Here is a 14,589-nt window from a genome sequence, read left to right as displayed (position 1 = left end):
CCGGTCGCTGGAGGTTGCTGCCGGTCACCGTCGGACGGCCCGGAGACGGCCTCACCCCACGTCTGTCCCACCGGACGGTGGCCCTGGTGGACCGTCGAACCGGTCGGCCAGGATCATCGCCACGTCGTCCGCCAAGTCGCCGCCGGTGTGGTGGACCAACGCCTGGTGCAGTCGCTCCAGGAATTCCGTCGACGTGGGGCTGCCGCCTATCTCCTCCATGGCCTGCGGCAGAGCGAAGAATTCGCCGTCGCGGTTGCGGGCCTCGATCACACCGTCGGTGTACAGCAGCAGACGGTCACCGGGGACGAACGCATAGCTCTGCGGCTTCTCGGGGAGGTCCGTGGCGAGGTCTTCGAGGCCGAGAGGCGGCGCCGGCAGGCCCGGCATCAGCGGTGTCGCCCTGCCCTGACGCAGCAGCAGCGGGGGCGGATGTCCACGGTTGACCAGCTGCACCACGGGCTCGTCCGGCACCTGCGCGATGAGCGCCGTGGTGAACCCCTCCAGCAGAACCTCCTGCCCGTACGCACCCGGCACGGCGACTTCCCGCCGCAGTGCGGCGGCGCAGTGGTTCATGACCTCCACCAGGTCGTCCTCGTAGTGCACGGCTTCCCGGAACGCGCCCAGTGCCGCCGCGACGGCGCGCACCGCGGACAGCCCCTTGCCCCGGACGTCCCCGACGATCATCCGGACGCCGTACCGCGTCTGCACGGCCTCGTACAGATCACCGCCCACCCGCGCCCCCGTCCCGGCCGCAAGGCACAGACTGCCGGCCCGCAGCGGGCCCAGGCGCGCGGGCACCGGCCGCAGCACGACCTCCTGGGCCGCCACGGCTATGCGGCGGACCTTGTCGAGCTCTCTCTGCCTGCGTTCCTGCATGGCGCGGCTGGTGATGAAACCAGCCACGGAGACCAAGGTGAGCGCCAGGAAGTTGCTGTAGACCTGCAGGGTGCCCCATGCCCCGTTCCAGGTCGCGGTGGTCACACTGATCGCCAGTGCCAGGGCCGCCGCCGCGGTGGTGCCCTTGGGCCCCAACGTCACTGCCGCCAGCGCCGGCACCGCGGTGAGAAAGGGTCCGGTGTAGATGAAGTGCGCAGGCGTGAGCTCGATGACCAGCACGGCCAGCGCGATCAGGTAGGGCACACACTGCATCAGTGCGAAGACGACCCGGTTGTGACCGCCTGCTCCTGGCACCGAGGGTGAGCTCAAGAGCGACTTCATACGCCAAGCCTGCCTCGCCGAAAGCCACGGCTCCACCCAGCCGGCCCCCGGACCTGAGCACTCGCCGTAGCCCCTGGGCGTGCACCGGGGCGCGGCGGGTGTGGGCCGCTCCGATTGTCGCAAGCGTGCTACGGATCGGCCGCGGACATCACCCGCCGAGACGGGGACCTTAAGGTGAGTGCCGTCGTTGGGGAGTGTGAGGGCTACGGGGAGACGGGGACCCTGGTGAAGGCACGGAGGAACTGAGGCTGTGGGCAAGAGAAGGCGCGTCGACGAGCGGCGGAGGGCGACCGGGCCCGCCGTGGTCGGCGGAGTGATCGCCCTGGCCGTCGCCGGTGCGGGGTTCGGTGTCTACGCACTGACCGACGGCGGTGCCGCCGCCGACGACCGGGCCTCCGCCGCGGCTGGCCACAAGGCCGTCAAGACCGGCCCGCTCAGCGCCGCCGAGGTCCACACGGCCGCCGCCCGCTTCCTCACCGCGTGGCAGCAGGGCAGGCTCACCGAGGCGGCCGCGGCCACCGACGACACCTCCGCCGCGGCCAAGCTGCTGACCGGCTACGGCAAGGACGCCCGTCTGAAGGACGTCACGCTCACGCCGGGCACCCCCACGGGCGCCAAGGTGCCGTTCTCCGTCAAGGCGACGGTGTCCTACCAGAACCTCAGCAAGCCACTGGCGTACGCCAGTTCGCTCACCGTGGTGCGGCGGGCGAGCGACGGCAAGCCGCTGGTCGACTGGCATGCCTCGATCGTCCACCCGGACCTGAAGGACGGCGACACGCTCGTCACCGGCGAGTCGGGCACCCCGCCGATCAAGGCGCTGGACCGTCACGGCGGCGAGCTGACGGCCGCCAAGTACCCCTCGCTGGGGCCGGTGCTGGACGGGCTGCGGGAGAAGTACGGCAAGACGGCGGGCGGCAAGGCGGGCGTGGAGCTGCGCGTGGTGCGCGGAGAGGCTTCGCAGAAGGCCCAGTTGTCCGACAAGACGCTGGTGGAGCTGAGCAAGGGCACGCCGGGCACGGTGAAGACGACGCTGAGCCCCTCCTTCCAGGCGGCGGCCGAGCAGCAGGTCGGCAAGCACGCCCAGGCCTCCGTGGTCGTCGTCCGGCCCTCGACCGGCGAGATCCTCGCGGTCGCCAACAGCGGGCACGGCTTCAACGTCGGCTTCCAGGGCTCGCTCGCGCCCGGTTCCACGATGAAGATCGTGACGTCGACCATGCTGTTCGAGAAGAAGCTCATCACCCCGGACGCGTCGCACCCCTGCCCCAAGACGTACAAGCTGGCCGGCTGGACGTTCCACAACGACGACAACTCCGAGATCAAGAAGGGCTCGTTCAAGCAGAGCTTCGGGGCCTCCTGCAACAACGCCTTCATCGACTTCGCGCCGAAGCTGTCCGACAGCGACCTGACGAAGGAGGCCCAGCAGGTCTACGGCCTCGGCCTGGGCAACTGGGCCATCGGCGTGCCGTCCTTCGACGGCGCCGTCCCGGTGCAGAGCGGCGCGCAGATGGGCGCCTCGCTGATCGGGCAGGGCGGGGTGCGCATGAACCCGCTGAACATGGCGTCGGTGTCGGCCACGGTGGAGTCGGGCGTCTTCCGCCAGCCGTACCTGGTGTCCCCCGACGTGGACCACCGCACGCTGGCGAAGGCGGCGCGCACCATGTCCGCGCAGACGCAGTCCCAGGTCAAGGACGTCATGCGGTTCACCGCGGACTACGGCACGGCGGCCAAGGCGATGGCTGGCCTGGGCGGGGACCACGGCGCCAAGACGGGCTCCGCCGAGGTCGACGGGCAGAAGAAGCCGAACGGCTGGTTCACCGCCTACCGGGGCGACCTCGCCGCCGCGGGCGTGGTCCAGGCGGGCGGCCACGGCGGCGACACGGCCGGTCCGATCGTGGCGGCCCTGCTCAGGATGGGCGGCTGATCAGCTGTGCACCGGCTCCGCGGTGTAGGTGCGGCGCAGGAAACTGAGCAGCGCCTTCGAATCGAACTGCACCACCTCGACACCGTTGTCGGAGTGGAACTCCACGACGGCCTGGACGCGGCCGCACGGCCACACCCGTACGGCACCGCTCTCGGCCGGTGCTCGAAGTCCTCGTTCCAGCAGTGCGCGGGAGAAGGCCCACTCGTGGGCGCCGGGCAGGTCGACCAGTACGGTTCGTGGATCACTGTCGGGGTCGTACCGCAGCAGCACGGGTACGGCCCCCGGATCCTCTTCGTCCGTGACGATATGGGCGCGCGCGTACTGCTCGACCACCGACATCGGATCGCCCTTTCACACTGAGTGACCTGTGCGGAAGTTATGCATCCGCTTCCTTACCAATGTCCCATATTTTCCGATTTGCGCCTTCTGGCGGCGAATCATCTTCCCTGAAGGTCGACTTCCCCGCAGTGGCGGGAACAAGCGGCGGCCGGCCCGGTGCCGCCGTTCTGCTCGACCCACGCCCGGTGACCCGGGCTCGTCCGTGACAATGGGCGCGTGACGAACGAGGACCGCGCCACCGAGGGGTCGCTGCTGCTGGACGACCAGCTGTGCTTCGCGCTGTACGCCGCACAGCGCGCCGTGACCGCCGCATACCGTCCGCTTCTCGACACTATCGGGCTCACCTACCCGCAGTACCTCGTACTACTGGTGCTGTGGGAGCGGGGCGAGACCAGTGTGAAGGAACTGGCGCGCGCCCTGCGTCTCGACTACGGGACCGTCTCGCCGTTGCTGAAGCGACTGGAGGGGGCGGGTCTGGTGCGCAGGGAGCGTGCGGCGGGCGACGAGCGCTCGGTGCGCGTGGCGTGCACGGGGCGCGGGGAGGAACTGAGGGAGCGCGCCGCATGCGTACCCGGCGCACTTCTCACCACGACAGGCCTCGACGGTCAGGAGATCGCGCGACTGCGTGAGGCGTTGTGGAAGCTCACCGAGCGCACCGACGCGGCGGCCGACCGCCGCTGATCCGGCACCCCTCCCGCCCCGCTCCGGCCCTGATCTCGCGTTACCGGGAGTTGCGACCCCCGGGTGTCGCCTGCTGACATACCAGCCAGTACCTTGTGCGCGATGTACTTGTGCGCCACTTGTTCCGGGGGAGGCCCGTCATGACCGAGGACACCGCTGTCGACACCCGTCCGACGAAGATCATGTACGTCGCCGAGGCCACCGCCCACGGCGGCCGCGACGGCTACGTCACCAGCCAGGACGGCCGGATCGAGCTGAAGGTGGCGATGCCCCCGGAGCTGGGCGGCGACGGCAACGGCACCAACCCCGAGCAGCTGTTCGCGGCCGGCTACAGCTCCTGCTTCCACAACGCGCTGATCCTTGTCGGCAACCGCGCCGGCTACGACCTGACCGGCTCCACGGTGGCCGCCAAGGTCGGCATCGGCCCGAACAGGCACCAGGGCTACGGCCTCGCGGTCGCCCTCAGCGTCTCCCTGCCGGTGCTGGACCGGGACGTGGCGTCCCGCCTGGTGGACGCGGCGCACGAGGTCTGCCCGTACTCCAACGCCACCCGCGGCAACATCGATGTAACGATCGTACTGGGCTGATCGCACCGAGGAATCACAGGCGGGCAGCCGACGTTCCACCCACTGTCGCAGGTGATCGGAAGGGACGGCGGGCGTGGACGTGAACGGCACAGTGGCCGAGGGCTTCGAGCCGGTCAGGGAGGCGTTCGCAGCGAACTTCGCCCTGCTCGGAGAACGCGGCGCCGCCGTCGCCGTCTACCGCGACGGGCACAGGGTCGTCGACCTGTGGGCCGGCACCAAGGACGTCGACGGCACGGCCGGTACGACCCCCTGGGAGCCCGGCACAGCCCAGATCGTGCGCTCCGCGACCAAGGGCATCGCCGCCGCCGCGCTCCTGCTGCTGCACCAGCGCGGCGAACTGGACCTGGACGCTCCGGTCGGCGCGTACTGGCCCGCGTACAAGGCGGCCGGCAAGGAGCGCACCCTCGTCCGGCATCTGCTCGCCCACCGCGCGGGCGTGCCCGTGCTGGACCGGCCGCTGAGCCCCGCCGAGGCCGCCGACCCCGACCTGGGCGCCGCGGCCGTCGCCGCTCAGGCGCCGGTGTGGGAACCGGGCACGGACCACGGCTACCACGCCCAGACCTACAGCTGGCTCACCGGCGAACTGATCCGGCGGATCACCGGCCGCCCGGTCGGCGAGTGGATCGCAGACGAGATCGCGCGCCCCACCGGCGCGGACCTGTGGCTCGGCCTGCCGGAGTCGGCGCACGCGCGCGTGGGCCGCGTCGGCCCCACGGAGGCACCCGAGGCCGCGAGCGGCCTGAGGGCCCGCCCCAAGCGCGCGGTGGCCGAGGCGTACGCCGACCCGGACTCGCTGACCCGGCGCGCCTTCGCCGCGATCACCCCGCTGCCCGACGAGAACGACCCCGCCTACCGCGCGGCCGCCCTGCCCGCCTCCAACGGCATCGCCACCGCCGACGGGCTGGCCCGTTTCTACGCCTCGCTCATCGGCGAAGTGGACGGCGGCACCCGCCTGTTCACCCCGGCGACGACGGAACTGGCCCGTGCCGAGCAGTCCGCCGGGGCGGACCGGGTCCTGGTGGCCGGCACCCGGTTCGGCCTCGGCTACATGCTGCACGGTGCGGCGTCCCCTCTCCTCTCCCCCGGCTCCTTCGGCCACCCGGGCCGGGGCGGCGCCCTCGCGTTCGCCGACCCGGAGACCGGCATCGCCTTCGGCTATGTCACCAACGGCTTCCGGAAGAGCGTGACGGCGGATCCGCGGGCGCAGGCGCTGGTACGGGCCGTACGCACCGCGCTCATGTAGGGCCGCGCGCCCCGGAGCGCGATCCTGGGCGCGCGGCGCGAGGTCACACGTTGATCGTGTGCGAGGTCCGTCCGGACGCCGCGTCGATCTCGTCGTGGGCCTTGGACAGCAGTTCCATGGCCAGTTCGTTGAGGGCGCGCGCTCCGGCTATCTCCTCGCCGACCCGGGGCTGGTTGGAGTCGATCTGGTGCCGGGTGGCGTGGCCGTGCGCCCGCACCTCCGTGCCGTCGGGCAAGCGCACCAGGGCCGCCGCCCGAGTGTGCTGATCGTCCTCCATGAACTCCAGCTCGACATGCCATCCCACAGCGGTGTGCAACATGACGATCACCTCCGAAAACCGCTGCTTCCAGGGTGCGCCCGGGCACCCCGGCCCGTCATGTCGACGTCTGCGCGGCCGCAGAAATCCCTCGCGGCTCGCCCTACCGGGCGTTCTCGCCCTCGCCGAAGCTGGCGAAGTACGCGGCGGCCATGTCCTCGTCCGCATGGCCCTGGGCGGCGGCCCGGGCGAGCCGGTCCGCGGTCGCCGCGGCCACGTCGAGCCGTGCGCCGCAGCGCTCGCCGGCCCGGACGATGAGACGGGCGTCCTTCTCGGCGGTGGTCACCGCGAACGACGCGGGCGACAGCTTGCCGTCGAGTACCAGCGCGGCCTTGGCCCGCAGATAGGCCATGTCCAGCGGACCGCCCTCGATGAGGTCGAAGAATTGCTGCGGATCCACGCCGAGGACCCGGGAGAGGGCCAGGACCTCACCGGCCGCCGCGGTGGCCGCGAGCACCCAGCTGTTGGCGACCAGCTTCAGCCGGCTGGCGCTGCCCGCGCCGCCGTCGGCCCCGGTCCACATGGTCTTCGCGCCGATCGCGTCGAAGACGGGCGTGACGGTCTCCCGTCCCTCCTCCGGCCCGGCGGCCAGCACGGTCAGCTGACCGGTCTCGGCGGGCTGCTTGGTGCCGAGGACGGGGGCGTCGTAGAAGACCAGTCCGTGCTCGCCGGCGAAGGCGGCGAGTTCGCCGACCAGTTCGATGCCGGCGGTGGTGCACTGCGCCCACACCGTGCCGGGACGCAGGGCCGGCGCCGCCTCCCGCATGACGTCCAGGACGGTGTTGCCGTCGTACAGCATCGTCAGGACGACATCGGTGCCCTCGACGGCCTCCGCGGGGGTGTCCGCGATCCGTGCGCCGTCGGCGGCGAGCGGCTCGGCCTTCTCACGCGTGCGGTTCCACGCGCGCACCTCCAGCCCGGCGCGGCACAGGTTCCGGGCCATCGCGGCCCCCATGATGCCCGTGCCCAGGACGCTGACGGACGGCTTGTCGGTCATGGCGGCTCCCTGTCGTTCCCGTTGCTGCCCCGTGCTTCTCCCTACCGGGCTACCCCGACTGCCCCGCATGCATCATCAACCCGCTGCCCACGATCAGCAGCCCGGCCGGCGGATCCGGGTGGCCCGGTGGTCCGGGGCCACCCGGATGTGCCTCGGCTGTGGCGGGGAGGCCTTGGGGCGGTTGCCCGGGCGGTCACTTCGGGGCGACGAGCATGTGCTCGATGCCGAAGGTCGCCCCGGTGTGCGTGTACATGGCGGTCTTGCCGTCGGACCAGCACACGACGAGGTCGTCCGGCCGGCCGTTGGAGTCGTAGCTGCCCGCTGTCATCACCGAGTCGTGGGACCAGATGCTGCCGGCCGGAGCCATCTGGACCTCCTTGCCGACGCCGCCGGGACCGGTCTCCTGGAACTGGGAGAGTCTCCCGTCGGACCAGCGCACCAGGGTGTCCCAGTTGTTGCCGCCGGTGAAGTCTCCTGCGGTCACCAGGGTGGCGTCCGTCCAGGCGCTCTTCGGCTTCTCCAGCTGGTGCTCGGTGCCGAAACCCTTGTCGCCGAGGCCGGTGTAGTCGGTGACCTCGCCGTCGCTCCAGCGCACCAGCAGGTCGCTGACGTACTTCGCGGTCCCGAAGCTGCCCGCGGTGATCTGGTCGGCGTGGCTCCAGATGGATCCGGCGTCGGCCAGTTCGATCCCGCCGTCCATGCCCTTGGTGCCGACGTCGGGGAGGAGCCTGACCTCGCCGGAGTCGAACACCACCAGCAGGTCCGAGCCCGTACCGCCGGAGAAGTCCCCACCGGTGATGGACTTGGCGTGCTGCCAGGCGCCGTGGGGCGCGGCCAGCCGTCGCTCGCCGGTGAAGCCGCCGTTGCCGTCGCCGGTGTAGAGGGTGACCTCGCCGTCGGTCCAGACCACGATCAGGTCGCCCTTGCCGTCGCCGGTGTACTCGCCCGAGGCCAGCAGCTTGGCGTGGGACCAGGTCTCACCGCCGCCCATGGAGTACGGCAGCGCCGGCTGGTCGTAGGAACTGCCGTGCGTGACGTGCTGGTTGTTCTTCGCCTCGTCGTACAGGCGGAAGAACCAGTCGCCGTACATGGGGCTGTAGGTGAGCCAGTCCACGTTCGCGTCGTTGCCGCCGCCGTGGTACCCGCCGACGTTGCCGATGATCTCGCCGGTGCCTTTCGCCCAGTCCACCTGGGAGAACCAGGGGCCGCCGGAGACACCGCTCCACATGCCACGGCACTTCGCCTGGATCTGGTAGAAGCCGGGCAGCGCCTCCGTCTGCGTGGGGCACCGCACGGGACGGTCCTCGGCGTCGTGGCTGGAGGGGTAGCCCAGCATCGTGACCTTGTTCAGATAGCCCGGGGTGCGCAGCAGCTTGTTCGCCCCCACCACGTCCTGCGCCTGCTTGCCGCTCTCCGAGGGCGCGAGCCGGCCGAAGGCGAAGTCCAGGTCGGAGAGGGGCTTCTTGGTGTTGTGCACGTACCGGTCGTCGAAGAACCAGTCGGAGATCCGGTAGAACCCGAACGTCTGCTTGTCCAGTGCGTACTCGGCGGCGTACATGGGGACGAAGACGGCCTTGCCCCCGGAGCAGTGTCCCGCGGTCAGGATCAGATCGTGGCCGGGGCTCTCCACCACGCTGGCGGTGCACTTGTGGGCGTGCATCCGTTCGGTGGTCGGGTCGGTGTCGTAGGTGAAGATCGTCCCGACTGACTTCAGGCCGCGGATGTGCTCCGCGGTCGGCATGTCGGCCGCCACGCCGGGATCGGCCGGAGCCGCTCGTCGCAACCGGGCTTCGGCGCTCGGAGCCGCCTGCCGCGCGGGCTGTGCCGGGTCGGTGGCCGAGGCCATGCGCTCAGGAGTCCAGAAGCGGATGGCGTCCGCGTCCGACCAGTCGCCGTTGCCGCCCTCCGTCCTGGACCCGCCCGCGCTCGCCGACGGCGAGGCCGAGGGCCCCTCGGTGCCGTTCGTGGCCGAGGGACCGGCCAAGAGCGAAGGCGCCGGTTCAAAGGACGGTACGGCGGACGGAGCCGTCGTGGCGGACGGGTTGGGCGTCGGTGTGACGTCCTGGACCTGGGCCTGGGCGAGGCCTCCTCCGCCTGCCAGGAACAGAGCGGTTCCGGCCGTCAGGACCGCAAGGCGCGGTATTCGTCTGTGTGAGGTACGCAAGGAATGCTTTCTGAGTCATGGATCAGCTGCCTCCGGGCCCGCAGCGGCCCTAGGAAGCGTGGGAGGAACGGAAGAAGAGCGAAGAAGGGCAGCGGGGGGCTGCAGCCGCCGGGTTCGCCGCTACGCGGAGGGCTCGGCCCTGCGTGAGCGCCGGCGCCGCACCGTGAACACGCCGCCGGAGGCGAGGGCCAGTCCCGCGGCCGCGACGCCACCGGTGACCGCCCAGGAAGGGCCGCCGTCCGTGACGGTCCGGCCGGCGATCGTGACGTGCTGCTTCGTGGTCCGCTGCCCGTGGTGGCTGACCACGGTCACGGTGTAGCGGCCGTCGCGTACGTCGCCTCGCAGTCGTGCGTGGCCCGCGTAGACCGTGCCGTCGTCGTCGCATGTGCAGCCGGGGTTGTCCGGGCTGTCCGTCCTGATGGTCAACGGGCCCCCGAAGACGGGCGACGTGACGGTCAGGGAGTTCTCCCCCGGTGCGGGCCGCAGGTCGGTGAGGACCACCCGGACGTCACTGCCCGGCCGGAGGGAGGCCGGTGTGCCACTGCCGGGCAACGCGTCCCTGGGACCGATGACGAACCGGTCGATCCGCGCCGAGTTCTCGGCCGCGACCTCGAGTCGGGCCGTCGCGACGGTACGGCCGTGGCTGGTCGCGGTGGCCGGATAGGTCCCCGGGCGCAGACCCGAGCGGATGCGGTGCTGCGTTCCCTCCCCGTCCACCTGGACCGACTGCGTCGTCCCCTTCTGCACGGGAGTCAGGGTGATCGGCTCCTGCAGGGCCGGGGAGGTGACCTCGGCCTTGTCCCATCCCGGTGGCATTCCCTCGAGGCTGAACCAGAGCGCGTCACCCGCCTCCAGGGCGCTGCCCTGAGCCACGTGGTACGCCAGGCGGACGCCCGGCGACGGGCCGGCGCCCGGAGCCGGGCTCGCGCTCTCGGCCGATGCCCCCGCCGCCCCTCCCAGCAAGGGCACCACGGCAAGACCGACGACGCCTACGGCCCCCACTGCTTTGCGGAACAACGACTCCCCCTCGGTCGAAGACGGCTGGGTCGGCTCAACCGCATCCATCAGTCGACCAGGAAGAGGGCGGGCGCGGGCAGTTGGTTGCCGAGCACCTCTGATCGACAGTGGTACGGCAACGCTTCCCGCTCCGGATACCAGCCGGCAGTACCGGGAAACCCCTCATGCGGTACACGCCCGACCCGACTTGATGGGAGGGCCTTTGAGTTGACCGTGCCGCCGCCCGGCCACCGGCCACCTCATGCGCACAGGGCGGCCGGCACGGTGAAGACGGCCGGGCGGGCGCTGCCGGGAACGCGGCGGACGGCGCGAGCCGAGCCCGATCAGGAACCGGCCCCGCGCGGGGGCGAGGAGGACGGCGGCCGTGGCAAGCGGCTCACGCGGTCTGCTCGCGGACGTCCACCAGGTCGGCACCGGCGTGGGCGACGAGCGCCTCGGGCTCGATCGGGAAGACGGTGTGCGGCGTCCCGGCGGCCGCCCACACCGTGTCGTGGGTGAGCAGCGAGCGGTCGGCGAGGACACGCGTGCGTGTGCGGTGACCGAAGGGCGGTACGCCGCCGATGGCGTAGCCGGTGGTCTCGCGTACGGCACCGGCGTCGGCCCGGCTGACCTTCCCCGCGCCCAGCGCCTCGCGCACCCGCTCCACGTCCACGCGCGAGGCCCCGTCCATGAGGACCAGCACCGGCACCCCGTCGGCGGCGAAGATCAGTGACTTGCAGATCTGGCTGAGCTCGCAGCCGATGGCCGCGGCGGCCTCGGCGGCGGTCCGCGTGGCCTGCGGGAACGTCCTGGTGCGGGCGAGCACGTCGTCGAGACCGAGCCTGCGCAGGGCTTCGGCGAAGCGGGGGTGGGCTCCGCAACCGTCGGCGCCGGTGGCGGCTGTCGTCGTCATGCACCGCACGCTACGACATCGCCGTCAGCGCGCTCACGGGGTTTTCCGTACACCCGGCGGAAAGCCGGTGAGGGTGCAGCCCCGTCCCCACGGGCACCCTCACCGGCCGCTTTTTCCCAGGAGCGGTACGTCAGGCCCGTACCAGCTCCCTCTCCTCGTCCGGGTCGGTGTCCTTGCGGCCCGAGTCCGAGAGCGTACGCAGGCCCTCGCCCTCGACGTCCACGTTGGGCAGCGCGCGGTCGAGCCACTTCGGCAGCCACCAGGCCCGCTTGCCGAGCAGGGCGAGGACCGCCGGCACGATGGCCATGCGGACGATGAACGCGTCGAAGAAGACGGCGATCGCGAGGCCGAAGCCGATCATCTTGACCATCGCCTCGGTGGAGCCGATGAAGCCGGAGAAGACGGCGATCATGATGACGGCGGCGGCGGTGACGACCCGCGCCCCGTGCTTGAAGCCGGTCACGACGGCCTGGCTGGGTTTCTCGCCGTGGACGAACGCCTCCCGCATCCGGGTCACCAGGAAGACCTCGTAGTCCATCGCGAGTCCGAAGACGACACCCACCATGAAGATCGGCATCATCGACATGACCGGGCCGGTCTGCTCGACGTTCATCAGGCCGGACAGCCAGCCCCACTGGAAGACCGCGACCACGGCGCCCAGGGCCGCCATCACGCTGAGCAGGAAGCCGAGGGCCGCCTTCAGCGGGACGAGGACCGAGCGGAAGACCACGATCAGCAGCAGGAACGCGAGACCCACCACCAGCGCCAGGTAGGGCAGAAGGGCGTCGTTGAGCCTCTGCGAGACGTCGATGTTCATCGCCGTCGTACCGGTGACCAGGACCTTGGAGTCGGTCTTCGCGGTGATGCCCGCGCCCTTGTCACGGATGGCATGCACCAGGTCCTCGGTCGTCTTCGAGGACGGCTTGGACTTGGGTACGACGGTGATCGTCGCGGTGTCACCGGCCTTGTTGGCCACGGCCGGGGTGACCGTGACGACGTCCTTCAGGCCCTTGATCTCGTCGCCGACCTCGGTGAAGGCCGCCTTGGGGTGGTCGCTGCCCTTGGCGTCGACCACGACCATCAGCGGGCCGTTGAAGCCCGGCCCGAAGCCCTCGGAGAGGAGGTCGTAGGCGCGGCGCTGGGTGGTGGAGGTCGGCTGGGAGCCGTCGTCGGGCAGGCCCAGTTCGAGGGAGGCGGCCGGGATCGCGGCCGCGCCGAGGCCGAGCACGCCGAGCAGCAGGACCGCGACCGGTCGCCGTACGACGAAGCTCGCCCAGCGGGTGCCCATGTTGGGGCGGCCCGGCTTCTTCGGCGTACGGCCGCCGCCGAGCAGCTTGCTCTTCTGGCCGGCCGGCTTGACCTTGCGGCCCGCGTAGCCGAGCAGCGCCGGGATCATCGTCAGGGCGATCAGGACGGCGATGGCGACCGTGCCCGCCGCCGCGATGCCCATCTTGGTCAGCATCGGGATGTCGACGACGGACAGGCCGACGAGGGCGATCACGACGGTGAGGCCGGCGAAGACCACCGCCGAGCCCGCGGTGCCGACGGCCCGTCCGGCCGCCTCCTCGCCCTCGCGGCCCTCGGCCAGCTCGGCGCGGTAGCGGGAGACGATGAAGAGGGCGTAGTCGATGCCGACGGCCAGACCGATCATGGACGCCAGGGTGGAGGTGGTGGTGCCCAGGTCGAGCGTGCTGGCGAGCGCGGTGATCGTGGAGACGCCGATGCCGACGCCGATGATCGCGGTGAGCAGCGGGAAGCCGGCCGCGAGGAGGGAGCCGAAGGTGATGACGAGGACGACGGCGGCGATCGCCAGGCCGATGACCTCGCTGGAGCCGGTCTCCGGCGTCGCGCTGAGCGCGTCACCGCCGACCTCCACGGTCAGCCCGGCGTCCCGCGCGTGCTGCGCGGCCTCCTTCAGCGCGTCCTTGGAGGAGTCCTCCAGCTCCATGCCGGAGACCTTGTACTTCACCGAGGCGTAGGCGATCGTGCCGTTCGCGCTGACGGCGTGCCCGGTGTAGGGGTCGGCGACGGAGGTGACCTCGGAGCCGCTCCGCAGCTCCTTCACCGTCTTCTCGACGGCCGCCTTGTCGGCCTCGTCGGTCATCTTCTCGCCGCTCGGCGCCTTGAAGACGACCCGTGCGGTGGCGCCGTCGGCGCTCATCCCCGGGAAACGCTGTTCCAGCAGGTCGAAGGCCTTCTGCGCCTCGGTGCCGGGGATGGAGAAGGACGTGTTGCCGGCGGCCGGCGCAAAGGCGGCGCCCACCCCGGCCAGGGTGAGCAGCGCAACCCATATGAGGGCGACGAAGTGCCGTCGCCGGAAGGCTAGACGGCCGATCTTGTAGAGGAACGTGGCCACGTCGGGCGTACTCCCGGTCAGGTCGTGGGGTCTATCAGGGCAGGGGTGGTCAGCCCGACGACGTGAGCGGTGACGTCAGATGGTGGGCTTGCTGGGGAGGGTTCAGGTGGTGGGGGCGCCGAGGGCGGGGAGGACCACGGCGTCGATGTACGACAGGAGGAAGGCCTGGGTCGGCGGCTGCTCGTCGATGAGCGAGCGGGCGGCGAACCCGCCGATCATCATGTGCATCACGTAGTCCATCGCCGGGTTGTCCGCACGGACTTCGCCCCGGTCGATCGCCCGCCGCAGCACACGGCGGAACTCCGCCATCTCCGGCTCGATGAGATGGTCCTTGAACGCCCGCAGGAGGTCGGGATTGCCGTGCACGGCCATCGCCAGGCCCCGCATCAGCGCCGAGTTCTGCTCCATCTCGCAGTCGTCCGAGCGCAGGGTGAGGGCGTGCAGGTCGCCTCTGAGCGACCCGGTGTCGATGTCGTCGGCGGAGCCGCCCGGCTTGTTGTGCCGCACCGCCTTCGCCACCAGCTCGGCCTTGCCGCCCCACTGGCGGTAGAGCGTGGCCTTGCTGGACCGGGTGCGGGCGGCGACGGCGTCCATGGTGAGGGCGTCGTAGCCGACCTCGCGGAGCAGGTCGAGCACGGCCTCGTACAACTCGGCCTCGCGCTCGGGCGTGATCCGACTGCGACGTGCCGCCGCGACGGCTTCCGTCATGTCGCTCACCTTCCCACTCCGCGCCTGCTGCTGTGTACACCATGAAGATACCCCGGCCAAATACGAAACGAAACCGTTTCGTACGTGTGCTGGGTCACGAACGTGAGCGGCGCATAAGTTGCTGGGCCCCTGCGGGCGGAAAAGCATGGG

Annotated in this window: 13 protein-coding genes; 4 read left to right on the top strand and 9 right to left on the bottom strand. The window is 71.1% G+C overall.

Translation table 11 applies throughout. From position 1 onward, the window contains the following. Positions 1–51: 51 nt before the first annotated feature. Entirely contained in the window at positions 52–1,218 is a 1,167-nt protein-coding gene (locus ABZ919_RS19045; RefSeq protein ID WP_361248839.1) for a PP2C family protein-serine/threonine phosphatase, read from the bottom strand. A gap of 250 nt (positions 1,219–1,468) precedes the next feature. Between ABZ919_RS19045 and ABZ919_RS19040 the strand changes: the two genes are divergently transcribed. Beyond that, on the top strand, positions 1,469–3,139 hold the full coding sequence (locus ABZ919_RS19040; protein ID WP_361248836.1) for a penicillin-binding transpeptidase domain-containing protein: 1,671 nt from the start codon (positions 1,469–1,471) through the stop codon (positions 3,137–3,139). On the opposite strand, the gene ABZ919_RS19035 is transcribed toward ABZ919_RS19040, so the two are convergent. After that, complete coding sequence (locus ABZ919_RS19035) at positions 3,140–3,478, bottom strand: SsgA family sporulation/cell division regulator (RefSeq protein ID WP_361248834.1); 339 nt, start codon at positions 3,476–3,478, stop codon at positions 3,140–3,142. Positions 3,479–3,694: 216 nt separating this feature from the next. Here ABZ919_RS19035 and ABZ919_RS19030 point away from each other — a divergent pair, with 216 nt between their 5' ends. The 3 genes from ABZ919_RS19030 to ABZ919_RS19020 all read left to right on the top strand — a co-directional run bounded on the left by ABZ919_RS19030 (position 3,695) and on the right by ABZ919_RS19020 (position 5,989). After that, on the top strand, positions 3,695–4,159 hold the full coding sequence (locus ABZ919_RS19030; RefSeq protein WP_361248833.1) for a MarR family transcriptional regulator: 465 nt from the start codon (positions 3,695–3,697) through the stop codon (positions 4,157–4,159). A 140-nt stretch (positions 4,160–4,299) separates the two neighbouring features. Continuing rightward, entirely contained in the window at positions 4,300–4,746 is a 447-nt protein-coding gene (locus ABZ919_RS19025) for an organic hydroperoxide resistance protein (RefSeq protein WP_361248831.1), read from the top strand. A 73-nt stretch (positions 4,747–4,819) separates the two neighbouring features. Further along, positions 4,820–5,989 (top strand): serine hydrolase domain-containing protein, encoded by a 1,170-nt coding sequence (locus ABZ919_RS19020; protein ID WP_361248829.1) that lies wholly within the window; start codon positions 4,820–4,822, stop codon positions 5,987–5,989. A 43-nt stretch (positions 5,990–6,032) separates the two neighbouring features. On the opposite strand, the gene ABZ919_RS19015 is transcribed toward ABZ919_RS19020, so the two are convergent. The 7 genes from ABZ919_RS19015 to ABZ919_RS18985 all read right to left on the bottom strand — a co-directional run bounded on the left by ABZ919_RS19015 (position 6,033) and on the right by ABZ919_RS18985 (position 14,439). Further along, the gene (locus tag ABZ919_RS19015; protein WP_361248827.1) at positions 6,033–6,308 is read right to left on the bottom strand and encodes a DUF1876 domain-containing protein; all 276 of its coding nucleotides are present in this window, start codon (positions 6,306–6,308) and stop codon (positions 6,033–6,035) included. Positions 6,309–6,408: 100 nt separating this feature from the next. Further along, positions 6,409–7,302, bottom strand: a complete 894-nt coding sequence (locus tag ABZ919_RS19010; protein WP_361248825.1) for an NAD(P)-dependent oxidoreductase — start codon at positions 7,300–7,302, stop codon at positions 6,409–6,411. Positions 7,303–7,495: 193 nt separating this feature from the next. After that, positions 7,496–9,286: a hypothetical protein gene (locus ABZ919_RS19005; RefSeq protein ID WP_361248824.1), complete on the bottom strand. Its 1,791-nt coding sequence runs from the start codon at positions 9,284–9,286 to the stop codon at positions 7,496–7,498. Positions 9,287–9,586: 300 nt separating this feature from the next. Beyond that, positions 9,587–10,483, bottom strand: coding sequence for a hypothetical protein (locus ABZ919_RS19000; protein WP_361248822.1), 897 nt, complete (start codon positions 10,481–10,483; stop codon positions 9,587–9,589). Positions 10,484–10,859: 376 nt separating this feature from the next. Next, positions 10,860–11,375 carry a YbaK/EbsC family protein gene (locus ABZ919_RS18995; protein ID WP_361248819.1) on the bottom strand — a complete coding sequence of 172 codons (516 nt, stop codon included), beginning with the start codon at positions 11,373–11,375 and terminating at the stop codon, positions 10,860–10,862. 130 nt (positions 11,376–11,505) lie between these two features. Beyond that, positions 11,506–13,731, bottom strand: coding sequence for an MMPL family transporter (locus tag ABZ919_RS18990; protein WP_361248817.1), 2,226 nt, complete (start codon positions 13,729–13,731; stop codon positions 11,506–11,508). Positions 13,732–13,833: 102 nt separating this feature from the next. Next, positions 13,834–14,439: a TetR/AcrR family transcriptional regulator gene (locus ABZ919_RS18985; protein WP_361248816.1), complete on the bottom strand. Its 606-nt coding sequence runs from the start codon at positions 14,437–14,439 to the stop codon at positions 13,834–13,836. Between the last annotated feature and the right edge of the window lie 150 nt (positions 14,440–14,589).

The organism is Streptomyces sp. NPDC046759 (assembly GCF_040645475.1).
Lineage (GTDB): Bacteria > Actinomycetota > Actinomycetes > Streptomycetales > Streptomycetaceae > Streptomyces.
Note: the sequence above shows the minus strand (reverse complement) of the source record. Positions and strands in the feature narration are given on the sequence as shown.

Excerpts from the sequence above, each read along its gene's own strand:
- ABZ919_RS18985 (WP_361248816.1), bottom strand. The coding sequence starts at position 14,439 with ATGACGGAAGCCGTCGCGGCGGCACGTCGCAGTCGGATCACGCCCGAG.
- ABZ919_RS19025 (WP_361248831.1), top strand. The coding sequence starts at position 4,300 with ATGACCGAGGACACCGCTGTCGACACCCGTCCGACGAAGATCATGTAC.
- ABZ919_RS19035 (WP_361248834.1), bottom strand. The coding sequence starts at position 3,478 with ATGTCGGTGGTCGAGCAGTACGCGCGCGCCCATATCGTCACGGACGAA.
- ABZ919_RS19015 (WP_361248827.1), bottom strand. The coding sequence starts at position 6,308 with ATGTTGCACACCGCTGTGGGATGGCATGTCGAGCTGGAGTTCATGGAG.
- ABZ919_RS19010 (WP_361248825.1), bottom strand. The coding sequence starts at position 7,302 with ATGACCGACAAGCCGTCCGTCAGCGTCCTGGGCACGGGCATCATGGGG.
- ABZ919_RS18995 (WP_361248819.1), bottom strand. The coding sequence starts at position 11,375 with ATGACGACGACAGCCGCCACCGGCGCCGACGGTTGCGGAGCCCACCCC.
- ABZ919_RS19045 (WP_361248839.1), bottom strand. The coding sequence starts at position 1,218 with ATGAAGTCGCTCTTGAGCTCACCCTCGGTGCCAGGAGCAGGCGGTCAC.